The following is a 16,269-nucleotide window of genomic DNA, read 5'->3' as shown; positions in this document are numbered from 1 at the left end:
TGAGCTTCAGGAGCCCAGCTTGAAGGGGGCACGAAACGGCAGCCTGGATCTCATCAAATGGGCCGCCATGCTGACCATGCTGGCGGATCACCTTCGCTATCTCTGGACTGATGCCGATTGGTTGTTCGTCGTCGGTCGGGCAGCCTTTCCGCTGTTTTGCCTGGGAATCGCAGCCAACGTCGCCCGCACCCGTCCTGGGGATCTGTTCAACGACGGCAATACTCGTTACCTCGGCTGGCTCATGGTCTTCTCGGTTATGTCCGAATTGCCCTACCGCCTGCTATCCCCTTTGAGCAGCACCCTCAACGTGATGCCAACCCTGATGCTCGGACTTCTGCTGGCGTGGGGCGTACATCACCGCGACCGCACGAGCTTGTTGTTGGCGACGGCGACCTTGCTGATCGTCACGGCCCTCCATTCACGCCTGATGTATGGCGCTGTCGGGGTGCTGTTGCCCGCCGCACTGCTACTGGCGATCAAGCGTTCCTACTGGTGGTGGCTGCTCCCGGCGACGCTGGCGCTGTTGGCCAATAGCCGCAATCGCTGGTTGGCTGACTCGGGACTCACCTTTGAGACCGTGGCCATACTCACCACAGCATTCGCCACGCCGCTTTGGGGGCTCTGGCTGCTTCGCCAGAGAATTGCCGTGGATATCTGGCCTGTCCGGCGCTGGGGATACTTTTTCTACCCCGGCCATCTTGCGGTGCTTCAAGTCCTGCGGATTGCGCTGTAGCGAGTCTCGGCCGCCGAAGCGCTCCATGATCTGTTTCACCATGATCAAGCCGATGCCCAGCCCGCCCTGTTTGATGGAGTAGGAGGATTTGAAGGCCATGGACGTTCGCGGGTAACCCATTTCATGGAGCGCCTCCCGCCTGCTTCTACAGGCCCTGGGTGGACTGGCCGGCATCGCGCCAACCCGCAAACCCGTCGATCAGGTAGCGGGCATCGAGCCCCATCACGTCCAGGGTGGCCGCGATGCCCTGGCTGATTTCATGGCCATGGGCGCAATAGAGCACTACGGGCCGTTCCCGTGGCACCGAGTCCTTCCAGCTGAACACCGACTCCGGGTCCAGCCAGCGCGCGCCGGGAATCTCCGCTGCATCGGCGGTGCGCACGGCGGCGCGGCGCACATCCAGGAGGGTGAAGCTGCGTCCTGCCGTTTGCCATTCCATCAATTCGCAACGGGTGATCCGGCTCATCGCTCACCTCCCAGCCCCGTGGGGCTTTACTCAGATCTGCAGTAAATGCACCACCAGCCCGGCCAGGGCGCAGGCCGCCAGCACCTGGATGACGCCGCGCTTGAAGCGCAGCAGCGCTACGGCCGCGCCCAGGGCGATCAGTGCCGAAGGCCAGTCGAAACGGCCGCCGAAGCCTTCCGGCCAGAGCACGTGGTAGCCGAAGAACAGTGCCAGGTTGAGGATCACGCCGACCACGGCGGCGGTGATGCCGGACAGCGGTGCGGTGAACTTCAACTCGTTGTGGGTGGACTCCACCAGCGGCCCACCGGCGAGGATGAAGAGGAAGGACGGCAGGAAGGTGAACCAGGTGACCAGACTGGCGGCCACGGCGCCGGCGAGGAAGGCCTGGTCGGCGCCGAACATCGGGTTCACGTAGCCGCCGACGAAACCGACGAAAGCCACCACCATGATCAGCGGTCCGGGCGTGGTTTCGCCCAGGGCCAGGCCGTCGATCATCTGGGTCGGGGTCAGCCAGCCGTAGTGCCCGACTGCCCCCTGGTAGACGTAGGGCAGCACCGCATAGGCGCCGCCGAAGGTGAGCAGGGCGGCCTTGGTGAAGAACCAGCCCATCTGCGTCAGGGTGCCTTGCCAGCCGAAAGCGGCGGTGAGCAGGCCCATGGGCAGCAGCCAGAGCAGGGCACCGATGACTGCCAGCATCAGCAGGCGCGACCAGCGGAACCGCGCATGCTCGGGCGTCGGCGTGTGGTCATCGATCAGTGCCGGGCCGTAGTCGGCCTTGGCCGCACCGTGACTACCGCCTAGGGCGAACTTGTCTGGCGCGATTCGACCGCCGACATAGCCGAGCAGTGCTGCGCCAAGCACGATCAGGGGGAAAGGCAGGTTGAGGGCGAAAATGGCGACGAAGGCGGCAGCCGCAATGCCCCATAGCCAGTTGTTCTTCAGCGCCCGTGAGCCGATGCGATGGGCTGCCTGGAGGACGATGGCGGTCACCGCCGGCTTGATGCCATAGAACAGTCCGGCCACCACTGGCACGTCGCCGAAGGCGATGTAGACCCAGGACAGCGCGATCAGGATGAACAGCGATGGCAGTACGAACAGGGCCCCGGCGATGATGCCGCCCCAGCTGCGATGCATCAGCCAGCCGATGTAGGTGGCCAGCTGCTGGGCCTCCGGGCCGGGCAGCAACATGCAGTAATTCAGCGCGTGGAGGAAGCGCCGCTCGCTGATCCAGCGCCGCCGTTCCACCAGCTCCTGGTGCATGATCGCGATCTGCCCGGCCGGACCGCCGAAGCTTATGAAGCCGAGCTTTAGCCAGAACAGGAATGCCTGGAACAGGCCCACGGGGGCGATGCCCGATTGCGGTTCGTCAGCGGAGCGCAGGCTGGATTCACTCATCGTTTTTCTCTTCGTGCACGAAGGCTGTCAGCAGGCCATCGAAGATGGCACTGGCAGCGGCCAGGAGTTGATCATCGTCGAGGATGCTTGCCCGCAGACCGGCCAGCACCCGTTCGACGCCTGCCGCTTCCACCGGCTGGACGCCGCCTACGTCCAGGTAATGCACCAGTGCCGCGACTTTTCCCAGGGACGGTGCGTCCAGCGCGAAGCTCGCTTGCAAGGTCTCGAAGGTGACGCGGTTGCCGACATGGCTGAAGGCCGCGCCGTCGAAATCGAAGCCGAGGGCATTCGCTGGGCAATCCTGGGGAGTGTCCAGCCAGAGGATGCGGGCGTCCCGGTCGATATAACGGCGGATCAGCCAGGCGCTGGCGAGGCGGTCGACCCAAGGGCGTTTGCGGGTGGCCCAGATACGCCCCTGATAGTCCTGCCGCATGAGTGCGGGGATGGGCTGGTCATGGCTGCACGGCTCGTCTGCCGACAGGGCAAGGCTGACGGCGGACTCCAGCTCTTGCAGTGCCGTATCGACACGCTGGCGTGCCGGACCAGGGAAGAAGTCGATGCTTGTCAGCTGGGCGAACGCCTTGCGCAGCTTGCGGATTTGCTTGGTGGAGGCCAAGGCGTTGTCTGTCGTCAGTTGATCGCGACAAGCGTCGATTTCGGCGCTCAGGCTCGTGTAGTCCTCGCTCCGGTCGAACAGCGGAATGAAGCGTTCACCCTGCGGGTCCTGGATGGGGAGCAGATAGGCGGTTCCGTTGATCGAGAGGATGTCGCGCTCGATGGAGGAGAGGGCCTCGAGGCACCCTGAGGTGTCCGGCAGGAGATAGACGCCATCGCGCAACACCGCAGCGCCGCTTGCCTTGAGGGCACGCCAGGCGCGCATGCGCGCGGTCGCGTTCGCCGTGGGTAGACCGATGATCAAGCTCAGCCAATTTTTCATGCAGCGTAAATAACAATAAATGTAGTAAGCGCAACATTATTCCTGTTTGGGGAAACAGGGAAGCGCCTTCTATCTTACGGATGGGCTCGCCGTCCTTCGCAGCGATGGCGGTACACCGTAAACACCCCCCTTGTGCACGCAAGGCTGGGAGACTGCTGGACCTCAAGAGGCACTGCCTGCCGATGCGCAAAAGCCCGGCAGTTACGACGCCGTCACCCAGATTGTGGTCGCCCCGGCCAACTTCGGCCGCTATGCGGTGGTGAGCCTGTTGTCTTGATGCTTCTGACTGTGAAGCGAATTCATTCGCGATGGGATCACACAGGCCTGCTTCGCGAATGAATTTGCTCCCGGGTTCTATTCCCGCGCGGAGTCGGTGCGCGCAGTGTTCACGCTACGGTTGGGGCCAGTGGTGGGATTGGCCCCTATCCATTCAGGGCTGATTGGGCTCCATCCCGTCATTGGGCAGTGTCACATAGATCAGCACCATCAGCAGCGTGATGAAGAAACGGAAGGCGCTGGGCACGCCATTCCATTTTTCCGACATCCACATGGCGAACCATTCTCCGCCCACCGACATGAAGGCTACCTGCCAGGTGAGGAAGCCCAGGGTCAGACCCGCCACCGCCCAGGCCTTGGCCGTATGGAAGTCCCGGTTGCCGGCATGGCGCGCGCGCAGCAACCGGATACCGCCAATCCAGCACAGCACGGCAGTGGCGCCTTCCAGCGAGATGATGGCGATGTAACCTGCGTGGTGTGTCCAAGTCGCGGAGATGGAGCGGTACATCAGACCGTCGCCGGCGTTGAGGGAGTCCATCAGGAAAACGTGATGGACGAACGCAAAGTTGGAGCCGTAGTCGGTGAGATTGTTGAAGACCACCAGGGTGGCGAAGAAAGCCATGGCCATCACCAGGGCGGCCTTGGAGAGACGGATCATCGTCATGGATCGGGTCCTTCGAGTCAGGCGTGCGCGTCCCGTTCATGTGCGGGCCGGGCACGCGGTGTGGATTTCAGGGAGTGATCGCCACGAGGGCGGAGTGAGGGGCGCGGATATCGGGGCTAGAGGACCTGAGGCCAGCGCCGGGCGGGGAAGCCTGGCGGCAGGCTGGACGGAAAAGCCGCGCGGGCGGGTGGCAGGCATTCTCGAGAGATTTGTGGGGGGCGTCCATGAGAGGATGTCCCGGCACGAAGGTCATTGCGTTGACGGATGTCGTAGGCAGAATGCCCCCATTTCCACGGAATCCGAGAACCATGCCCAGCATTCGCCGAGAACACCATGCTCAGCGCTGAGCTAAAGGCCTTCTACATGGTTGCCCGCCTGGGCAGCATCACCCAGGCCGCAAAGAAGCTCGGCCTCAGCCAGCCCACGGTGACCACGCAGATCTGCAACCTGGAAGGTCAGTACGGCGTCGAGTTGTTCCACCGTGGCGGCCGCCGTCTGACAGTGAGCGAGGAAGGGGCGAAGTTGCTGCCCATGGTCAAGGTGCTGCTGCAGCAGGAGGCCGATATCGAGTTCTTCCTGCGCAACTGCGGGCAGATGCAGGGCACGTTGCGTATCGGTGCCACGGCGCCTTACTACATCCTCGACCTGGTGCGCAGCTTCCGCGAACGCTTCCCGCAGATCGATGTTTCCCTGGATATCGGCAATTCCCAGCAGGTGATCGAAGCCCTGGAGGAGTACCGCGTCGATCTCGCCGCGTCCTCGCAGAAGCTGGACGACGCGCGCCTGACCCGCATGGTGCTGGGCAGCGACCCGCTGGTGCTGGCGGTGCACCGCGAACACCCGCTGGCGCGGCGCACGTCGGTCAGCCTGCAAGACCTCAAAGGGCACTGCCTGCTGATGCGCGAACCCGGCTCCACCACTCGCCAGCTCACCGAGGACATGCTCAGGGATGCCGGCATCGTCATCGGCCCGCTGCTGGAAATCGGCAGCCGCGAATCCATCCGCGAAGCGGTGATCCGCAACCTCGGCATCAGCATCATCGCCCGCCACGAAGTGCCGGATAACCCGGAGCTGCGGGTCATCGAACTCAAGGGTGCGCCGCTGATCGACGAATACCTCTATTGCCTCAAGGAACGCCGGCAGGCGCGATTGCCGGCTGCCTTCCTCGCCTTGGCGCGGGAAGGTACCGAGCAGACGTAGCGGCGGCCCGGCCGGAGTCCCGGGTAGGGTGCGCCACGCGCACCGCAGCCACCGCGCGACCGATCATGGTGCGCGCAGCGCACCCTACGCGAGCCGACCGTCGTCCCATCCCGCATCCCAAATCCGCCAATGACACTATCGGTGTAATTTGCCCAACCGCCATCTGGCGTTCGCATTGCCTCCCTAGCATCACCCTCGTCGAGCCGTGCCCCCGTGCACGCCAACCGCTTAACGAGGTCCCGCCATGAACCCTGCCGACCAGCACGCCCCCCATATGCGGGTGCGAGATATCCACAAGCGTTTCGGCCATTTCACTGCCCTGGGCGGTGTGTCCCTGGATATCGCCGAAGGCGAGCTCGTGTGCCTGCTGGGGCCGTCCGGTTGCGGCAAGACCACACTGCTGCGCTGCATCGCCGGCCTGGAACAGCAGGACAGCGGCACGCTTCACATCGGCTCGCGGGATATCTCGCGCCTGCCGCCCCAGGCTCGTGACTACGGCATCCTGTTCCAGTCCTATGCGCTGTTCCCGAACCTGACGGTGGAGCAGAACATCGCCTACGGTCTGTCCGGCAGCGGCCGCGACCAGGTGCGTTCCCGGGTTGCCGAGATGCTGGAGCTGGTGGGGCTCTCCGGCAGCGAGAAGAAGTTCCCCGGCCAGCTCTCTGGTGGCCAGCAGCAGCGCGTGGCCCTGGCCCGCGCGCTGGCGCCGGCACCGTCCTTGCTGCTTCTCGACGAGCCGATGTCGGCGCTGGACGCCCGCGTCCGCGAGCATCTGTGCACCGAGCTGCGCCAGCTGCAGAAGCGCCTGGGCATCACCACGCTGATGGTGACCCACAACCAGGACGAGGCCATGCTGATGGCCGACCGCATCGCGGTGATGAACCAGGGCCGCGTCGAACAGTACGGCACCCCGCAGGACATCTATCGCCAGCCGGCCACGCCCTTCGTGGCCGAGTTCGTCGGCCAGGGCAACTGGCTGCCCTTCGAGTCGCGCCAGGACGGGCACGCCCGCGTCGGTGGCCTGGATCTGCGCTTGCCCGATTCGGCCGACAGCGCCGCCAGTGGCCGCCTGTTCTGTCGCCCGGAGGCCATCGCCATCAACCCCTCTGAGCAGCAAGACAATCGCTTCCGTGCCCAGGTGCGGGAGATCACTTTCCTCGGCAACCGCTGCCGCATGAGTTTCGAGCTGGAGCAACTGCCGGGCCATCCGCTGCTGGCCGAGCTGGCCCCTGAAAGCCTGCCGCGCCTCGGCACCCCGGATATCTGGGTGGCCCTGCCGTCCCGCAGCCTGCAGGTGTTCGCCTGAGATGGATGCCGTGATCAAGCAGGACAAGTCCCGAATCAACGGAGCGCCACGCAGCGACCTGGGCGACCGCCTCTTCGTGACCGGCGGCAAGTACCTGTTCCTCGGCCTGCTGATTCTCGCGGTGCTGCTGCCACTGCTGGCGATCTTCTGGCGCGGGTTCAGTGGCGAGGCGGGGCAGGGCGGTGGTCTGGTGGCGGCGAAGGAACTGCTGGCCAGCGCCAACTTCCACTGGCTGTTGGGCAACAGCCTGAAGGTGTCCCTCAGCGTGGCCGCCATCGTGGTGCCCACCGCCTACCTGTTCGCCTATGCCCTGCAGCGCACGCTGATTCCGGCCAAGGGCCTGTGGCGGGGGATTTCCCTGCTGCCGCTGCTGGCGCCGTCAATGTTGCCGGGCATCGCGCTTATCTACCTGTTCGGCAATCAGGGCCTGCTGCGCGACTGGCTGCCGGACAACATCTATGGCTTCTGGGGCATCGTCCTCGGTGAGGCGATCTACACCTTCCCCCACGCACTGATGGTGCTGCTCTCGGCACTGTCGATGGCCGACGCGCGCCTGTTCGACGCCGCCGCCAGTATGGGCGCCGGTCCGTGGAAGGCCTTCCGCAGCATCACCTGGCCGGCCACGCGCCAAGCAGCGTTCGCCGCCTTCTGCCTGGTGTTCACCCTGACCATCACCGACTTCGGCGTGCCTGTGGTCGTCGGTGGCGACTACCAGGTGCTGGCGCTGGAAGCCTACAAGGCGGTGGTCGGCCAGCAGCAGTTCGGCCGTGGCGCCCTGATCGGCATGGTGTTGCTGCTTCCCGCGCTGCTCAGCTTCGGCGTCGACGCCTGGTTGCGCCGCCGCCAGGGCGAGGCCATGAGCGGCCGTGCCCAGGTCTTCCACCCGGCGCCGTCTAGGGGCCGCGATGCCTGCTTCCTGGCGCTGGTGCTGGTCGTCTGCGCCGTCCTCCTGCTGGTACTTGGCATGGCGGTTTACTCGTCGCTGGTGAAGTTCTGGCCCTACAACCTGTCGCTGTCCCTGCGTCATTACGCCTTCGAGGAGACCGCCGGTGGCGGCTGGCTGGCGTATCGCAACAGCCTGACCCTGGCCACTTGCACCGCGATCTTTGGCAGTGCGTTGATCTTCACCGGCGCCTACCTGATGGAGAAGACCCGTGGCCAGCAGTGGCTCAACCAGGCACTGCGCCTGCTCAGCTTCGTGCCCATGGCGGTACCCGGCCTCGTGCTTGGCCTTGGCTACGTGTTCTTCTTCAACCTGCCGGGCAACCCGCTGCACGCCCTCTACGGCAGCATGACGTTGCTGGTGATCTGCTCCATCGCGCACTTCCTCACCACCGCGCAGATGACCGCCACCACCGCGCTGCGCCAGCTGGATGGCGAGTTCGAAGCCGCCGCGCTGTCGCTCAAGGCTCCGCTCTGGCGCCACTACCTGCGGGTGACGGTGCCAATCTGCCTGCCGGCGCTGCTGGACATCATCCGCTACCTGTTCGTATCGGCCATGACCACGGTGTCCGCCGCCATCTTCCTCTACAGCCCCGACAGCATCCTCGCCGCCGTGGCCGTGCTGAACATGGACGACGCCGGCAACGTCGGCGGTGCGGCCGCCATGTCCACCCTGATCCTGCTCACCTCGGCTGCTGTTTCCCTGCTGCTGGCCTGGGCCTCGCGCGGCCTGCTGCGCCGCTCCCAGGCCTGGCGCCAGGGCACACCGGCCACCTCCTGAATAACCACAACCGCTAGCCAATCCCGACAAGGAGCTTTCCATGTTCAAACGCCTCGCCCTCGCCGCCGCCGTAATGGCCGGCTTCAGCCTCCAGGCCCAGGCCGCTACCGAGCTGACCGTTTACACCGCCCTGGAAGCCGAGCAGCTGTCGGCCTATAAGAAGGCCTTCGAAGCGCAGAACCCGGATATCGAGATCAAGTGGGTACGTGACTCCACCGGCATCATCACCGCCAAGCTGTTGGCCGAGAAGGACCGCCCGCAGGCCGACGCCGTCTGGGGCCTGGCCGCTTCCAGCCTGGCCATCCTCGATGCGCAGGGCATGCTGGAGAAGTACGCGCCCAAGCACCTGGAAACCATCGGCGCCAACTACCGCGACGCCGCCAACCCGCCGGCCTGGGTGGGCATGGACGTGTGGGCCGCCACCATCTGCTTCAACACCGTGGAAGCCGAGAAGCAGGGCCTGAGCAAGCCCAACAGCTGGGAAGACCTGACCAAGCCCGAGTACAAGGGCAAGATCGTGATGCCGAACCCGGCGTCCTCCGGCACCGGCTTCCTCGACGTCAGCGCCTGGCTGCAGACCTTCGGCGAGAAGCAGGGCTGGACCTACATGGATGGCCTGCACCAGAACATCGGCCAATACGTCCATTCCGGCTCCAAGCCGTGCAAGCTGGCCGCCGCCGGCGAGTTCCCCATCGGCATCTCCTTCGAGTACCCGGCTGTGCAGCTCAAGCGCCAGGGCGCCCCGCTGGACATCGTCCTGCCCAAGGAAGGCCTTGGCTGGGAAATCGAAGCCACCGGTATCGTCAAGGGCACCGACCAGCTTGAAGCCGCGAAGAAACTCGCCGACTTCTCCGCCAGCCCGGCGGCCATGGAGCTGTACAAGGAAAACTTCGCCGTGCTCGCAGCCCCAGGCATCGCCAAGCCGCAGACCGAACTGCCGGCTGACTACGAACAGCGCCTGATCAAGAACGACTTCGCCTGGGCCTCGCAGAACCGCGACCAGATCCTCGCCGAATGGCGCAAGCGCTACGACGGCAAGTCCGAGAAGCTGCCGCAGTAACACCCGCGCCCACTCCGTGCTTTTCCCCCTCTCCCTTCAGGGAGAGGGCCGGGGAGAGGGCAACGGGGTGGGCTCCTCTTTTCAGGAGAACCCAATGCCCCTCCAAGACACCGATATCGCCATCGTCGGCGCCGGCATCCTCGGCCTTTCCCACGCCTACGCCGCCGCCCGTCGCGGCCTGCGCGTCAGCGTCTTCGAACGCAGCGCCACGCCGCTGGGCGCGTCGGTGCGCAACTTCGGCCAGGCCCTGGTCACCGGCCAGCCGCCAGGCCCCATGCATGCGCTTGCCAAGGAAAGCCGTGAAATCTGGGCCGGTTGGGCCGAGGCCGCCGGTTTCCAGATCCGCCGCAACGGTTCGTTGCTGTTTGCTCGTACTCGCGCCGAAGAAGAGCTGCTGGAAGCCTTCTGCGAAGTACGCGCCCCCCAGCACGGTTATCGCGTCGAACTGTTGCGTGGTGAACCCCTGCACGACCTTTACCAGGGCCAGTTCAGCCACCACCGCGCTGCGCTGCTGGGGCTGGACGACCAGCAGATCTATTCCCGCGAGGCCATTCCCGCGCTGGTGGACTACCTGCGCCGCGAGCATGGCGTCGAATTCCATTTCTCCACCCTGGTGCGCGATGTTGAACCCGGGGTTATCCACAGCACGACGGGCAGCTGCCGCGCGGAGCAGATCGTCGTCTGCTCGGGGCATGACTACCAGACCCTGCTGGCCGAGCAAATCGCACCGCTGCAGCCGCAGGTGTGCCGCCTGCAGATGCTGCGGGTGCGACCCGAACGCGATTTCGGCCTGAACCAGGCGGTGCTCACGGGCCTGAGCTGCGTGCACTACGGCGCGTTCGCCGACCTGCCGGAAGCCGAGGCCATCCGCGAGCAGATCCAGAACGAGCAGCCGGAGCTGGAAGAACACGGCATTCACCTGCTGGTCAGTCCGACGCCCCATGGCGAGCTGATCGTCGGAGACTCCCACCACTACGGCAGTGACGCTTCGCCCTTCAACGCCGAAGCGGTGGACGAGCTCATGCTGGCGCTGGCCGAACACACCCTGGGCACGCGACTTCAGGTAGTGGAGCGCTGGCAGGGCGTCTATGGCGCCCGCGGGCCCGGGCCTTTCTCGGTGCTCAAGGCCGCGCCAGGCGTGACCGCCGTGCTGATGCACAGTGGCGTGGGCATGAGCATCGGCCCGGCCCTGGGTGAGCGGACCATGGCGGGGTTGCTGGGCTGAGCCGGGTAACGAATGGGAATGCCTGTGTAGGGGCGAATTCATTCGCCAAGGGCGGCGGAGCTGCCCCTGAGTGAATTCTCGGCAGACCTTCGGCCTGCTTGGCGAATGAATTCGCCCCTTCTATGAAGATCTCGGTGTCAAGGCCTGTTCCTCCGATTCATGACTTGGGGCACGCATCAAGGCAGCGGGGCATGCTGCTCGTGAGACCTAGCGTCTCACCACCTTCTATCCGCTGGTCACGAGGACCAACACGATCCTGCTTGCGCGTTGCGCTCAGGCATACCCCTTTGCACCACACCCTTTCTACAAGATCGGTCATCGCGCTGATGACCCGGGCGAATTACGGGCGTGTTGACTGCGTAACTCTTTCGTCGCGGCTCGCTGGCTGAGTGGTGGTGTCAGGGCACGGCTTTCAGTGTTGCACCCGCCGGCAGCTCACCGCGCTCCAGGTAGCGCCACAAGGCGATCACCAGGCGTCGCGCCAGGGCCACGATCGCTACCCGTCGACTGCGACGGCAATCACCGCCGGCCTTCTTGGCGAACCAGTGGCTGAGGGCGCTGTTCGGCTGGTAGTGCAGCCATAGCCAGGCCTGTTCGACCAGCAGCGCGCGGACCCGGGGATTACCCTGCTTGCTGATGCCCTGGTCGACCCGCAGCGTGCCGCTGTCGTAGGGCGAGGGCACCAGGCCAACGCAGGCCCCCAACTGACGGCGGTTGCGAAACTGCCGCCAGAACAGCTCGAGTACCAGTTGCCGGGCGCCGACGGTGCCGATGCCGCGCAACTGGCTCAGTCGCGCCACTTGTTCGGCCTGGCGGGTGCCGAAGCGCTGCGCGTGTTCGTGCTCCAGCCGCCGCAGCTGGGTCCGGGCCTCCTGCCAGCGTTGCAGCTCCCGCTGCAGGCGGGCCTGCAGCGCCGCCCCCAGCGCCTGGCCAGCCCAGTCCTGCAGCGTGCCCTCGGCCAGTTGTTGGCGGCCGGCACGATCCAGCCGGGTCCAGCAGCCCACCGTCGCCAGCAGCTTCTCGATCCGGTTGCGGTGCTGCTGCAGCTCGCGCTGCAACTGCTGGCGCTCGCGCCCCCAGTGCCGGCGATCCTCGTCCTCGACGCTGGGCGGGCACACCACCTGAAAACGCCGCTGCTCGCCACGCAGCCAGGCCAGCAGGGCCTCCACCAGGCGCAAGGCGTCCAGCCGGTCAGTCTTGGCCAGACGCCTCCGCCGCGCCATCAGCAGGCTCGCTGGATCGATCACCAGGACCTCCAGCGCACGCGCCTGCAAGGCGCGCTGTAGCCAGAAGCCATCCTGGCCCGCTTCATACACCACGACCACTCTGGCGGACGCTGGCAACGCCCAGAGCGCGCGCGTCTCCGCGATCGTTTGCACCACCTGCTCCAGGCGCGCCAGGGGTTGCGGTGCGTCGACTGTCTTCAGCCGGGGGGCGCGCCGGGCATCACTCAGCGCCACTTTCCAACTGGCCCTGGCCAACTCCAGCGCCACTGCCAAGACCGGTTCGTTCGCACTATGCTGTTCAACGTAGGCCGTTCGCATGTCGATTCCTCCTCTGGGCCAAACCTTCTATCCCCCGGATTAAGAATCGGCGTGCGGGCGGCCTTTGCATAGGATCTACAGAGAAGCGCCCCGGGTGGTCGCTTATCAATCCAGCCGCTTGTGCACCCGCATCACCGCAACGCTGAGCATCACCAGGGTGAACACCGCCAGCACCGCCAGCTCCAGCCAGAGGTCGGCCAGGCCCGCGCCGCGCAGCATGATGCCGCGGGTCAGGCGCAGGAAGTGGGTCAGCGGCAGGATTTCGGCAATCCACTGTGCCGCCTTCGGCATGCCGGCGAAGGGGAACATGAAGCCGGACAGCAGGATCTGCGGCAGGAAGGTGAAGAAGGCCATCTGCATCGCCTGGAACTGGCTGCGTGCCAGGGTGGAGATGAACACCCCCAGGGTCAGACTGGCGAAGATGAACACCAGGGACGCCGCGTAGAGTTCCAGCAGCGAGCCGCGCACCGGCACTTCGAACAGCCACAGCCCCACCAGCAGGATCACCGTCACCTGCACCAGGCCGATACCGACGAAGGGCAGCACTTTGCCCAGGGTCAGCTCCCAGGGTGAAACCGGCGTGGTGATCAAGAGCTCCATGTTGCCGCGTTCCCGTTCGCGCACCAGGGCGATGGCGGTGAACAGCACCATGGTCATGGTGAGGATCACGCCGATCAGCCCCGGCACGGTATTCAGCGGCGCGAGGCGTTCCGGGTTGTAGAAGTTCACCACCTGCACGCCGGTTAGGTTCGGCCAGCCAGGCAGCGGGTAGGCCGCCAGCTGTCGCGCCGAGGCTTGCACCACCTGGTCGGAGCCATCCACCACCAGTTGCAGCGGTGGGCGGTCCTTGCGTTGCAGGCGCGCCTCGAAGTCCGACGGCACCACCAGGGCGGCGCTGATGCTGCCTTCGCGCAGCAGCTTGTCCAGCTCTTGCGGTGTGGCGAGCTGGTAGCGGAAGTCCAGCACCTGGCTGGCGCCGAGTTCGGCCACCACCTCGCGGGAGCGGGCCGTGTCGGCCTGGTCCAGCACGGCGGCGTGCAGGCCGCGCACGTCCATGTTGATGGCGTAGCCGAAGAGCACCAGCTGCATGATCGGGATGCCGACGATCATGGCGAAGGTGAGGCGATCGCGGCGCAGCTGGCGCAGTTCCTTGAGGACGATGGCGCCCAGGCGGCGCAGGTTCATGACGGCGCTCCGGTCCGCTCCAGCGGACGGTGGGTGACGGCGACGAACACGTCTTCGAGGTTGGCCTCGGTGTCTTTCACTTCAGCGTCGATGCCTTGGGCGGAGAGGTGCCGGGCGATGCGCTCGCGGGCATCGCCGACGGCGCTGAGCACCCGCAGCGAGGCGCCGATCTGCGCCACGGCGATGATTTCCCCGGCGCCTTGCAGGGCGCGCTGGGCCTGGCGTGGCTGGGCGCACTCCACCACCAGCGGCCGGCCGGGCAGGGCGGCCATCAGTTCGGCGGGGCTGCCGTCGGCCACCAGGCGGCCGGCGTCGAGGATGCCGAGGCGGGTGCAGCGTTCGGCTTCGTCCATGTAATGGGTGGACACCAGCAGGGTGGTGCCGGCTTCGGCCAGCTCGAACAGCGAGTCCCAGAACTCCCGGCGCGACTGCGGGTCGACGGCGCTGGTGGGTTCGTCGAGCAGCAGCAGGTCGGGCTTGTGCAGCACGGCGCCGGCCAGGGCCAGGCGCTGTTTCTGGCCTCCGCTCAGGGTGCCGGCGAGCTGCTTGGGACGGTCTGCCAGCCAGTAGCGTTCCAGTAGCTCGTCGATGCGCTGGCGCGCTTCGCGGCGGTCCAGTCCCTGCACGGTGGCGAGGAATTCCAGGTTCTCGCTCACCGTCAGGTCTTCGTAGAGAGAGAACTTCTGGGTCATGTAGCCGATGCGCCGTTTCAGCGCTTCGGCGTCCTGCGGGATGCGGCAGCCGAGTACCTCGATCTCGCCGGCGCTGGGCAGCAACAGGCCGCAGAGCATGCGGATGGTGGTGGACTTGCCGCTGCCGTTGGGGCCGAGGAAGCCGAACACCTCGGCGCGGTTGACGTGCAGGTTCAGCCCGTCGACGGCGGTGAGCTGGCCGAAACGCTTGGTCAGTCCGCTGGCGCGGATCACCGCGTCATGGCTGTTCATGGGGCACTCGCTCCGCCTGCACCGGCAGGCCGGCGGGCAGCTTGCGTGCCGCCTCGCCCTGCAGCACCAGTTCGGCGCGGTAGACCAGGCGGCTGGCGTCGTCGCCGGTCAGGGCGAAGTAGGGGGTGAAGCTGGATTCGCTGGCGATGCTGCGCACAGTGGCATCGAAGGGCTCGGCGACGCCTTCCACCTTCACTTTCAACGCATCGCCGATGGCGATCTGCGGGCGCACCGAGGCCGGCACGTAAACCCGCGCGTAAGGCGATGCACCCACCAGCAGGCTGACCAGCTCGGCGTTCACCGGAGGCTGGTCACCGGGCTTGAAGGGCAGGGCGTCCACCCGGCCGGCGCGGGGTGCGCGCAGGCTGAGGTGCTCGCGCGTGACCTGCAGCTGCGCCAGGCGGCCCTGGGCGGCCTGGAGCACCGCAGTGGCCTGCTCTATCTGTTCCGGGCGGGTGCCGTTGGTGAGTTCGCGCAACTGGGCGTCGGCGTTGTTCACCGCTGCGCGTGCCTGGTCGCGGGCGGCGCGAGCACGGTCCAGTTCGGCGATGGCCACCTGGCGGCGCTGGTAGAGCGCGGCGATGCGTTGGAAGTTGCGTTCGGCGTCGGTGAGTTCGGCGCGGTTACGGCTGAGGGTGGCGCGGGAGGCGTCCAGGGTTTCGCTGCGGGCGCCATTGTTGAGTTCGTCGAGCCGCGCCTTGGCCTGGCCGACATCGCCTTCGGCTTCCTTGACGCGGGCGTCAGTGCGGCGCGGGTCCAGCTCCAGCAGCAGTTGGCCTTCCTGTACGGGGTCGCCTTCGGCCACGCGCCAGGCGAGGATGGTTTCCGAGGCTTCGGCGGGCAGGCCGATGCGGTCCCATTCAAGGGTGCCGAGCAGCGGTTCCCCGGCCGGGTCTTCGCAGCCGGCCAGGAGGGCGCAAGCCAGCAGGCCGGCGAGCAGGCGCTTCATGGTTTCACCTCCAGACCGCGCTCCAGCAGGGCGAGGATGTGTTTCGTCATGGCTTCGTCGCCCAGTTCCGGGCTGGCGAAGATGCCGCGCCAGATCGTCCCGGCGGCGTAGGGCAACATCACCAGGCCGACCAGCGAGACCACCAGCAGGCGTGGGTCGAGATCGGGGTTGAGGCGGCCGTTCGCCTGGGCTGCGGCAAAGCGCTGGGCCAGCAGCATGGGCACCATGGGCGCGAAGCGGGTGCTGAGCATCTCCCGCAGCACGCCACCCTCGCAGAGCACTTCGCGAACCCAGAGCGGAGGTAGCCAGGGGTTCCTGCTGAGGTTGGCGCTCATGCCGCGCACGAAGGCGCTGGCCAGTTCCAGCGGGTCGTCGCCCGCGTGCTGCAAGCGCTCGGCCATGGCCTGGAACAACGGCAGCAGACGTTCTTCCACCATGGCATCCACCAGGCGGTCCTTGCTGCCGAAGTAGTAATTGACCAGGGCGGGCGTCACGCCGGCCTGCTGGGCGATACCGCGCAGGCTGGCGGCCTGGATGCCGACGTGAGCGAAGGCCTCGAGGGCGGCGTCCAGCAAGCGTTCGCGCTGGAGCTGGGAGTCGCCGGTGGGGCGGCCGGGGGAGCGGGGGCGGGTCACGGTAACCATCTCCGGACGGATGCGGAT

Annotated in this window: 15 protein-coding genes; 6 read left to right on the top strand and 9 right to left on the bottom strand. The window is 66.2% G+C overall.

Annotated elements, in window-relative coordinates; genetic code table 11:
• Positions 1 to 67: 67 nt before the first annotated feature.
• A complete protein-coding gene (locus THL1_RS20330; RefSeq protein WP_414703762.1) occupies positions 68 to 733 on the top strand; it encodes a TraX family protein in 666 nt (221 codons plus the stop codon).
• A 145-nt stretch (positions 734 to 878) separates the two neighbouring features.
• Here the strand turns inward: THL1_RS20330 and THL1_RS20325 are convergent, their stop codons facing one another.
• The 4 genes from THL1_RS20325 to THL1_RS20310 all read right to left on the bottom strand — a co-directional run bounded on the left by THL1_RS20325 (position 879) and on the right by THL1_RS20310 (position 4,471).
• Positions 879 to 1,199 (bottom strand): rhodanese-like domain-containing protein, encoded by a 321-nt coding sequence (locus THL1_RS20325; RefSeq protein WP_069084924.1) that lies wholly within the window; start codon positions 1,197 to 1,199, stop codon positions 879 to 881.
• Between the two features lie 30 nt (positions 1,200 to 1,229).
• Positions 1,230 to 2,594, bottom strand: coding sequence for a chromate efflux transporter (chrA, locus tag THL1_RS20320; RefSeq protein WP_069084923.1), 1,365 nt, complete (start codon positions 2,592 to 2,594; stop codon positions 1,230 to 1,232).
• The gene (locus THL1_RS20315) at positions 2,587 to 3,531 is read right to left on the bottom strand and encodes a chromate resistance protein ChrB domain-containing protein (protein ID WP_069084922.1); all 945 of its coding nucleotides are present in this window, start codon (positions 3,529 to 3,531) and stop codon (positions 2,587 to 2,589) included. The genes chrA and THL1_RS20315 overlap by 8 nt, the downstream gene beginning before the upstream one ends.
• Positions 3,532 to 3,961: 430 nt before the next feature.
• Complete coding sequence (locus tag THL1_RS20310; protein ID WP_202969608.1) at positions 3,962 to 4,471, bottom strand: DUF2165 family protein; 510 nt, start codon at positions 4,469 to 4,471, stop codon at positions 3,962 to 3,964.
• 333 nt (positions 4,472 to 4,804) lie between these two features.
• Between THL1_RS20310 and THL1_RS20305 the strand changes: the two genes are divergently transcribed.
• The 5 genes from THL1_RS20305 (at position 4,805) to THL1_RS20285 (ending at position 10,985) form a co-directional block, all read left to right on the top strand.
• Positions 4,805 to 5,671 (top strand): LysR family transcriptional regulator, encoded by an 867-nt coding sequence (locus THL1_RS20305; protein ID WP_069084921.1) that lies wholly within the window; start codon positions 4,805 to 4,807, stop codon positions 5,669 to 5,671.
• A 244-nt stretch (positions 5,672 to 5,915) separates the two neighbouring features.
• Positions 5,916 to 6,977 carry a putative 2-aminoethylphosphonate ABC transporter ATP-binding protein gene (locus tag THL1_RS20300; protein WP_069084920.1) on the top strand — a complete coding sequence of 354 codons (1,062 nt, stop codon included), beginning with the start codon at positions 5,916 to 5,918 and terminating at the stop codon, positions 6,975 to 6,977.
• Between the two features lies 1 nt (position 6,978).
• Positions 6,979 to 8,700 carry a putative 2-aminoethylphosphonate ABC transporter permease subunit gene (locus tag THL1_RS20295; protein ID WP_069084919.1) on the top strand — a complete coding sequence of 574 codons (1,722 nt, stop codon included), beginning with the start codon at positions 6,979 to 6,981 and terminating at the stop codon, positions 8,698 to 8,700.
• A 40-nt stretch (positions 8,701 to 8,740) separates the two neighbouring features.
• Complete coding sequence (locus THL1_RS20290; protein ID WP_069084918.1) at positions 8,741 to 9,760, top strand: putative 2-aminoethylphosphonate ABC transporter substrate-binding protein; 1,020 nt, start codon at positions 8,741 to 8,743, stop codon at positions 9,758 to 9,760.
• Between the two features lie 94 nt (positions 9,761 to 9,854).
• Positions 9,855 to 10,985, top strand: coding sequence for a TIGR03364 family FAD-dependent oxidoreductase (locus THL1_RS20285; protein ID WP_069084917.1), 1,131 nt, complete (start codon positions 9,855 to 9,857; stop codon positions 10,983 to 10,985).
• Between the two features lie 398 nt (positions 10,986 to 11,383).
• Here the strand turns inward: THL1_RS20285 and THL1_RS20280 are convergent, their stop codons facing one another.
• The 5 genes from THL1_RS20280 to THL1_RS20260 all read right to left on the bottom strand — a co-directional run bounded on the left by THL1_RS20280 (position 11,384) and on the right by THL1_RS20260 (position 16,251).
• Positions 11,384 to 12,529: an IS110 family transposase gene (locus THL1_RS20280; RefSeq protein ID WP_069082015.1), complete on the bottom strand. Its 1,146-nt coding sequence runs from the start codon at positions 12,527 to 12,529 to the stop codon at positions 11,384 to 11,386.
• A gap of 105 nt (positions 12,530 to 12,634) precedes the next feature.
• A complete protein-coding gene (locus THL1_RS20275) occupies positions 12,635 to 13,714 on the bottom strand; it encodes an ABC transporter permease (RefSeq protein WP_069084916.1) in 1,080 nt (359 codons plus the stop codon).
• Positions 13,711 to 14,658 (bottom strand): ABC transporter ATP-binding protein, encoded by a 948-nt coding sequence (locus THL1_RS20270; protein WP_145928350.1) that lies wholly within the window; start codon positions 14,656 to 14,658, stop codon positions 13,711 to 13,713. Before THL1_RS20270 ends, THL1_RS20275 begins: the two co-directional genes overlap by 4 nt.
• A complete protein-coding gene (locus THL1_RS20265; protein WP_069084915.1) occupies positions 14,645 to 15,607 on the bottom strand; it encodes an HlyD family secretion protein in 963 nt (320 codons plus the stop codon). The genes THL1_RS20270 and THL1_RS20265 overlap by 14 nt, the downstream gene beginning before the upstream one ends.
• Complete coding sequence (locus tag THL1_RS20260) at positions 15,604 to 16,251, bottom strand: TetR/AcrR family transcriptional regulator (protein ID WP_069084914.1); 648 nt, start codon at positions 16,249 to 16,251, stop codon at positions 15,604 to 15,606. Before THL1_RS20260 ends, THL1_RS20265 begins: the two co-directional genes overlap by 4 nt.
• Between the last annotated feature and the right edge of the window lie 18 nt (positions 16,252 to 16,269).

It is taken from the genome of Pseudomonas sp. TCU-HL1 (assembly GCF_001708505.1).
GTDB lineage: Bacteria > Pseudomonadota > Gammaproteobacteria > Pseudomonadales > Pseudomonadaceae > Metapseudomonas.
This window is presented reverse-complemented; position numbering and strand designations above follow the sequence as displayed.